This is a genomic window from Rhodovarius sp. (assembly GCF_040399605.1).
Taxonomy (GTDB): Bacteria; Pseudomonadota; Alphaproteobacteria; order Acetobacterales; family Acetobacteraceae; genus Rhodovarius; species Rhodovarius crocodyli_A.
In genome coordinates, this window is record NZ_JBBARU010000039.1 from 1 (window position 1) to 5831 (window position 5831).

Annotated in this window: 7 protein-coding genes; 3 read left to right on the forward strand and 4 right to left on the reverse strand. The window is 69.7% G+C overall.

All coding sequences use genetic code 11. The features are described 5' to 3' along the window. Positions 1 to 58 precede the first annotated feature (58 nt). On the reverse strand, positions 59 to 445 hold the full coding sequence (locus ABWP84_RS11130) for a VOC family protein (protein ID WP_353212098.1): 387 nt from the start codon (positions 443 to 445) through the stop codon (positions 59 to 61). Positions 446 to 495: 50 nt separating this feature from the next. Between ABWP84_RS11130 and ABWP84_RS11135 the strand changes: the two genes are divergently transcribed. Continuing rightward, entirely contained in the window at positions 496 to 1506 is a 1011-nt protein-coding gene (locus tag ABWP84_RS11135; protein WP_353212099.1) for an NADP-dependent oxidoreductase, read from the forward strand. Here the strand turns inward: ABWP84_RS11135 and ABWP84_RS11140 are convergent. Then, positions 1503 to 2111, reverse strand: coding sequence for a LysE family translocator (locus ABWP84_RS11140; RefSeq protein WP_353212100.1), 609 nt, complete (start codon positions 2109 to 2111; stop codon positions 1503 to 1505). The genes ABWP84_RS11135 and ABWP84_RS11140 overlap by 4 nt on opposite strands. A gap of 88 nt (positions 2112 to 2199) precedes the next feature. On the opposite strand from ABWP84_RS11140, the gene ABWP84_RS11145 reads away from it, so the two are divergent. Together ABWP84_RS11145 and ABWP84_RS11150 are read left to right on the forward strand one after the other, a co-directional pair. After that, entirely contained in the window at positions 2200 to 2589 is a 390-nt protein-coding gene (locus ABWP84_RS11145; RefSeq protein WP_353212101.1) for a hypothetical protein, read from the forward strand. Between the two features lie 31 nt (positions 2590 to 2620). Beyond that, complete coding sequence (locus tag ABWP84_RS11150) at positions 2621 to 3460, forward strand: NAD(P)H-hydrate dehydratase (RefSeq protein WP_353212102.1); 840 nt, start codon at positions 2621 to 2623, stop codon at positions 3458 to 3460. Here the strand turns inward: ABWP84_RS11150 and ABWP84_RS11155 are convergent. Further along, positions 3441 to 4214 carry an SDR family NAD(P)-dependent oxidoreductase gene (locus ABWP84_RS11155; RefSeq protein ID WP_353212103.1) on the reverse strand — a complete coding sequence of 258 codons (774 nt, stop codon included), beginning with the start codon at positions 4212 to 4214 and terminating at the stop codon, positions 3441 to 3443. The two genes, ABWP84_RS11150 and ABWP84_RS11155, sit on opposite strands and share 20 nt — an antisense overlap. Then, the gene (locus tag ABWP84_RS11160; protein WP_353212104.1) at positions 4211 to 5623 is read right to left on the reverse strand and encodes a hypothetical protein; all 1413 of its coding nucleotides are present in this window, start codon (positions 5621 to 5623) and stop codon (positions 4211 to 4213) included. The genes ABWP84_RS11155 and ABWP84_RS11160 overlap by 4 nt, the downstream gene beginning before the upstream one ends. Between the last annotated feature and the right edge of the window lie 208 nt (positions 5624 to 5831).

Below are 5831 nucleotides of genomic sequence, written 5' to 3' on the forward strand. Positions count from 1 at the left end.
AGGGGGCGCTGGAGTTCATGCGGCGGCTGCGGCGGGATGGGTTGTTGGAGGCGGCGGTTTAGCCGCGCTGCACCAGCTCCACCTGCGCGCCATCGGGCGCATTGACGAAGCAGATGCGAATGCCCGGGCGAGGGCTGCTGACCGGCTTGGCCAGGGTGGCGCCCTTGGCCGTCAGATGCGCCACGGCGGCGTCCATATCGGTGACGGTCAGCGCCAGATGTTCGAGGCCGAGGAAGGCGGGTGGCGGGGTTGGGGGCGTGCCAGCGGGGACTTCCTCGACGAAGATGGCGAGGCCCCCCAGGTCGAACATCACCCGAAGCCGGCCATTATTGACGACGCGGCCGGTTTCGGTGGCGCCGAAGACGTCACGCCAGAAAGTGGCGGCGGCCTCGGGGTCGAGGGTGCGATAATGAATGTGATCTATGCTGTAGCGGGGCGTTTCCATGCGGCGTAGCCTGCCCGGCAAATCAACAGAGGACAACCGCCATGACTGAGATGAATCAAGCCATTTTGCTGCGCCGCCGGCCGGTGGGCGCGCCCAATGCGGATGATTTCGAATTCGTGGAAACCGCGATGCCGCAGCCGGCCGAGGGCCAGGTGCTGGTGCGCGCGCGTTTTCTCAGCCTCGACCCCTATATGCGCGGGCGGATGAGCGACGCGAAGAGCTATTCCGCACCGGTGGCGTTGGGCGCGGTGATGGAGGCCCAGACGGTGGGCGAGGTGGTGGCCAGCCGCGCCGCCGGTTTTGCCGCCGGGGATACGGTGCTGGGTGGCTATGGCTGGCAGCGATATTCGGTGGTGGCGCCGGAGCGGCTGCGGCATATCGCGCCGGGCGAGGTGCCGCTGTCGCAGAATCTGGGGCTGCTGGGCATGCCGGGGCTCACCGCCTGGGTGGGGCTGCAGGATATTGGCATGCCCAAGAAGGGCGAGACCATGGTGGTCAGCGCCGCTTCGGGCGCGGTGGGCCAGGTGGTGGGGCAATTGGGCCGGATCATCGGCTGCAAGGTGATCGGCATTGCCGGCGGGGCGGCGAAATGCGCCTTTGTGGAGAATGAGCTGGGCTTTGATCGCTGCCTGGATCATCGCGGTGACCTCAATCTGCAACTCGATGAGGCCTGCCCCGAGGGCATTGATGTCTATTGGGAAAATGTCGGCGGTGCGGTGCAAGCGGCGGTCTGGCCGCGGCTGCGCGATTTCGGCCGCATGGTGATGTGCGGCATGGTGGCGCAGTATAATGAGGCGCCGGGTGCCGATGCCAAGGGCGCGCCGCCGGGCCCCAATCTTGGGCCTGTGGTGCGCAAGCGGCTGCGGGTGCAGGGCTTTATTGTGAGCGACACCGGCTGGGGGCGCTATCCGCAATTCCGGGCTGAGATGCTGGGGCATATCGCCTCGGGGCGGATGCGCGCGCGCGAGGATATTGTGCAGGGGCTGGAGAATGCGCCGGCGGCCTTTATGGGCATGCTCAATGGGGCGAATTTCGGCAAGTTGGTGGTCGCCATCGATTAACGACTGGTGCTGAAGGCCAGCCAGGCGGCGGCCCCGGCCAGCAGCAGTGAGAGCCCGCGCCGGACCCAGAGGCTGCGCGGGCCCTTCAGCAGCCAGGGCCGCAATTCGGCGGCCAGCAGCACGATGGCGATATGCACCGCGGTTGCTATGCCGACATAGAGCGCGCCGAGCACGGCCAGCCGGGCGGTGGCGTTGCCCTGGGCGGTGAGAAAGCCCGGCACCACGGCGACGAAGAACAGGATGGATTTGGGATTCAGCACATTGGTGATGAAGCCGCGCAGCAGCAATTGCGCGGGTGAGGCCGTGGCGGTCTCATCCGCCGCGCTGTCCTGGGCGCCTTGCCATCCCTCCCAGGCCAGAAAGAGCATGAAGGCCACCCCGGCCCAGCGCAGCACCTCGTAAACCAGCGGGTAATCGGCGACGAGCGCGCCCATTCCCAGCGCCGAGAGCACCGCATGGGTGACCAGCCCCAGCGCCACACCCACCACCCCGGCCAGCGCGGCGCGTCGGCCCCGGGTGAGCGAGAGGGCGGCGAGATAGGCCATGTTCGGCCCCGGCGTCAGTTCCAGCAGCAGCACGGCCACGACAAATTCCACGGTGCGCATGCGCCATCATGGCCCATGCGAGGGCAGTTTGATATGGCGCAAAGCGGCGCTGCCGGGCCGGCCTATGCTGCGGGCAGGAGACATCGCCATGACATCGCCCGATACGCTGCAACACATCACCCTGCACCTCGCCCGCTGCGCGGAATTCCCGGAGGGGAGTGACCGGCACGGTTATTCCTTCCGTGCACCGCTGGATGGCCGTGGGCATATCGACCCGCTGCGTTGGAAGGAGACCCGGCGGCATTGCGTGGTGCGGCGCTTCTGGGCCGGTGAGGCGGACCGGCGCGGCCAACTGATCCATAAGCCCGGCGGCGCGCAGGGGGCGACCTGGGCGTTTGATTATGACGCCAGCACCACGCGCGATGATGAGGCGGGGTATCGCCTGGGCGACCATGCCTTCGTGCCGGGGGAATATGTCTCCATCCGTGATGATGCAGGCGCCATGCACAGCTTTGTGGTGCATCAGGTGGAAGGCTGAGCATGATGCGTTGCGGCGACAACGCTGATCCATGCCCTCAAGGATGGCTGGGCCACGCGGCGTGAAGGCAGCGTGGTCTGGGCAACTGCTGGAGAATGGCCCGGCGCTATGGCGCGATGCCTGGCCGGAGCCGGCGGTGGATGGCCATAAATATTGTCGGGGCGCCTGTCTGGTCTGGAGCGGGCCGGAATTTGCCACTGGCGCGGCGCGGCTGGCGGCGCGGGCAGCGCTGCGGGTGGGGGCGGGAATTGTGACCCTGATGGGCGAGGCGGCGGCGCTGCGCATCCATGCCGCCCATCTCAGCGCCATTATGCTGGCCGAGGCCGGGGGGCTGGCGGCGGCGCTGGCCGAGCCCCGGCTGAGCGCCTGCGTCATTGGCCCCGGGGCGGGGCGGGGTGAGGCCACAAGGGCGGCGGCGCTGGCCATGCTGGGGAGTGGCCGGCCGGTGGTGCTCGATGCTGATGCGCTGACCAGCCTGACCCCTGGCCTGCCCCTGCCCGGAAGCGCGGTGCTGACGCCGCATGTGGGGGAGTTTGAGGCGCTTTTCCCCGATGCGCCCGATGCGCCGGCCGCCGCCCGCGTCGCGGGGCAGGTGGTGGTGCTGAAGGGGCAGCGCACAGTCATTGCCGCGCCCGATGGCCGCGCCGCCATCAATGGCAATGCCCCGCATTGGCTGGCCACGGCGGGGGCTGGCGATGTGCTGGCGGGGATGATCGGCGGCTTGCTGGCGCAGGGCATGCCGTGTTTTGAGGCGGCCTGCGCCGGGGTGTGGCTGCATGGCGCGGCGGGCGTGGCGGCGGGGCCGCATCTGACTGCTGAGGATCTGGAGCCGGCGCTGCGGCAGGTGCTGGTCAGTCGGGTTGGATTTTGAAGCGGAAGCGCCGCGTCGCGCCGTCGGCCAGGGCGGCTGGCAGGAGGTCCAGCAGGCGGAGGGCTAAGCCCATTCGGCGGGGGAAGATGCAGCGTCCGGCGTCGCGCGCGATGGCCTGGGTGATGCGCCGCGCGGCGGCCTCGGTGCTCAGTTTGAGGGGGTGGTTGCCGGTGAAACGATCGCTCATCGCGCTGGTGAAGAAACCGGGCGCGATGGTGGTGACGCCCACGCCCTGCGGCCCCAGCAAGGCGCGCAGGCTCTCGCCATAGGCCCATAGCCCGGCCTTGGCGGCGCAATAGGCCGGGCTGTCTGGCAGGCCTCGGAAGGCCGCCACCGAGCAGACCAGCGCCACCCGGCCGTGGCGGCGCGCCAGCAGGCGGGGGAGCAGCGGCTCGACCAGATTGAGCGCGCCTTGCAGGTTCACCGCCAGCACGCGGCTGGCGGCGGCATGGCCCTCCAGCCCGCCATCGGGGCGGGTGCCGCTGGTGATGCCGGCATTGGCCACCACGAGGTCAAAGGGCGTTGTGTCATCCCAGGCCAGGATTTGGCGGGCCAGGGCATCGGCGTCTCGCACATCGAGCAGGGCAGAGCGGGTTTGCGCGCCGGCGGCGCGGCAGGCGGCCTCGGTTTGGGCCAGGGCGGCTGGGTCTCGGCCGATCAGCGCCAGGTGCGTGCCCGGGGCGGCCCAGGCGCGGGCCAGCGCCGCCCCCAGGCCGCGTGAGGCGCCGGTGATGATGATGGTTTTGGGGTTCATCGCCGCCACAGCCCTGCGGCGCGGGCCAATTTCAGCCATTGGCCCTGGAGGCGCCACCACGCCAGGTAAGCGCGCCGGCCGGGTGGCAGGCGGGGCCAGAGCGCCGGCTCGGCCAGCCGGTCCAGCAGCAATTCGGGGGTGCAGGGCAACTGGGGTATGGGGTCCTGATAGCGCGGATAGAGGATGAGGCAGGCGGCGACCAGCGCGTCCAGGGTCAGGGGGCGGCTGCGGCGGGGCGGGGGTTCACGGTCATCGGTCAGGCCCCAACCGGCATAGAAGGGCGCGCCCCAGCTGGTGACGGCCACGCCGCGCAGCAGCGCCTCGAAGCCGGCCAGGCTGGTGATGCTGTGCAGCGCGTCCATCTGCGCCAGCAATGTGCCGATATTGCCGCTGGTGACGACCATATCGGCGTGGCGGCGGGCCTCGCGGGTGGGGAGATAGCCACGGCGATAGCCGGTCTGCACATCGGGATGTGGCTTGTAGATGAGGAAGGCCTGCGGCTCGGCGGCGCGGACGGCGGCGAGGAGATGGGCATTGCTGCGCACCCGCCCCGCGCCGTTGCGGATGGAGGCGTCATCCTCCACCTGCCCCACCACCAGGATGCGGCGGCGGCCGGGGGTGGCGGGGAGCGGCGGGGGGGGTTCGGCGAGGTTGTATTTGGTGATGTTGGCGGCGGTGATTCTGGCCCGTAATGCGACGGCGCGCGCCAGCAGGGCGGGGGAGAAATCCGTTTCGGTGAGGATTTTCTCCAGTTGCGAGGGGCGGGCCGGGTCGTAATGCATGCCCAGGGGGTCCACCACCAGAGAGGCGGCGGGGGCGAAATTCACCCCCAGGCCGAGGGAGCGGATGAAGCCATCCTCCACCCGCCAGAGGCGTTCGCCGGCCGCCGCCTCGGTGGCGGGGGTGAGGCTGGAGGCCCAGGCCAGCACCTTGCCCGGGCGGGCCAGCGCCGCGGCGGGGTTTTTGGCGAAGTGGGCCGGGCCGAAGGCGGAGGTGATGGCGGCCTGCTTCCAGCCGGCCATGCCGAGGAAGCTGCCGATCTGGCGGTTTTGTGCCGCGGTGCGGCGCCATAGCGCCAGGATGGCCACCGCCGCCCCGGCCGAGATGGGGCGGGGGCTGAAGGGGCAGGCGAAGCGGGTATAGGGGAGGGCGTCGAGCAGGGCTGCGGGCGGGTCCTCGCCGAAGGCCTCGCGCCAGGCCGGCAGCACCTCCTGGGGCAGGGCCGGGCGGGAAGGGGGCGCGAAGGGTGCCAGCACTGCCACGGGCCGGCGAATGGCGTGGAAGGCGGGCGTGGCCCAGGCGCCTTCCTGCAAGGGGGGCAGCGCGAGCGCATCGGCGGGCCTGGAAGCGCCGGCGTCGAGCCGGCAATCGGGGAAAAAGGCCTGCAGATGCGGCCACTCCCGTTGCATTGCAGGCGTAAGACAAAGTGTTTTTGGCATCATAGTTTATATGCTATGATCATTTCATATAAACTGCCAATCGGCTATGTTAGGCCAGGGGGCGAGATGGCCCGCCTTTCGCGGCTGACGAATGGGATGGTGATGCTATGGCGGCATGGAAGACGGCAGCCTTGTGGGTAGCGGCGGCGCGGCCGAGGGTGGTGCTGCCGGCGGTGCT

What these genes read in the sequence shown, in the direction of transcription:
- ABWP84_RS11150 (WP_353212102.1), top strand. Translation starts at nt 2,621, where the DNA reads ATGCCCTCAAGGATGGCTGGGCCACGCGGCGTGAAGGCAGCGTGGTCT.
- ABWP84_RS11160 (WP_353212104.1), bottom strand. Translation starts at nt 5,623, where the DNA reads ATGCAACGGGAGTGGCCGCATCTGCAGGCCTTTTTCCCCGATTGCCGG.
- ABWP84_RS11140 (WP_353212100.1), bottom strand. Translation starts at nt 2,111, where the DNA reads ATGCGCACCGTGGAATTTGTCGTGGCCGTGCTGCTGCTGGAACTGACG.
- ABWP84_RS11145 (WP_353212101.1), top strand. Translation starts at nt 2,200, where the DNA reads ATGACATCGCCCGATACGCTGCAACACATCACCCTGCACCTCGCCCGC.
- ABWP84_RS11155 (WP_353212103.1), bottom strand. Translation starts at nt 4,214, where the DNA reads ATGAACCCCAAAACCATCATCATCACCGGCGCCTCACGCGGCCTGGGG.
- ABWP84_RS11130 (WP_353212098.1), bottom strand. Translation starts at nt 445, where the DNA reads ATGGAAACGCCCCGCTACAGCATAGATCACATTCATTATCGCACCCTC.
- ABWP84_RS11135 (WP_353212099.1), top strand. Translation starts at nt 496, where the DNA reads ATGAATCAAGCCATTTTGCTGCGCCGCCGGCCGGTGGGCGCGCCCAAT.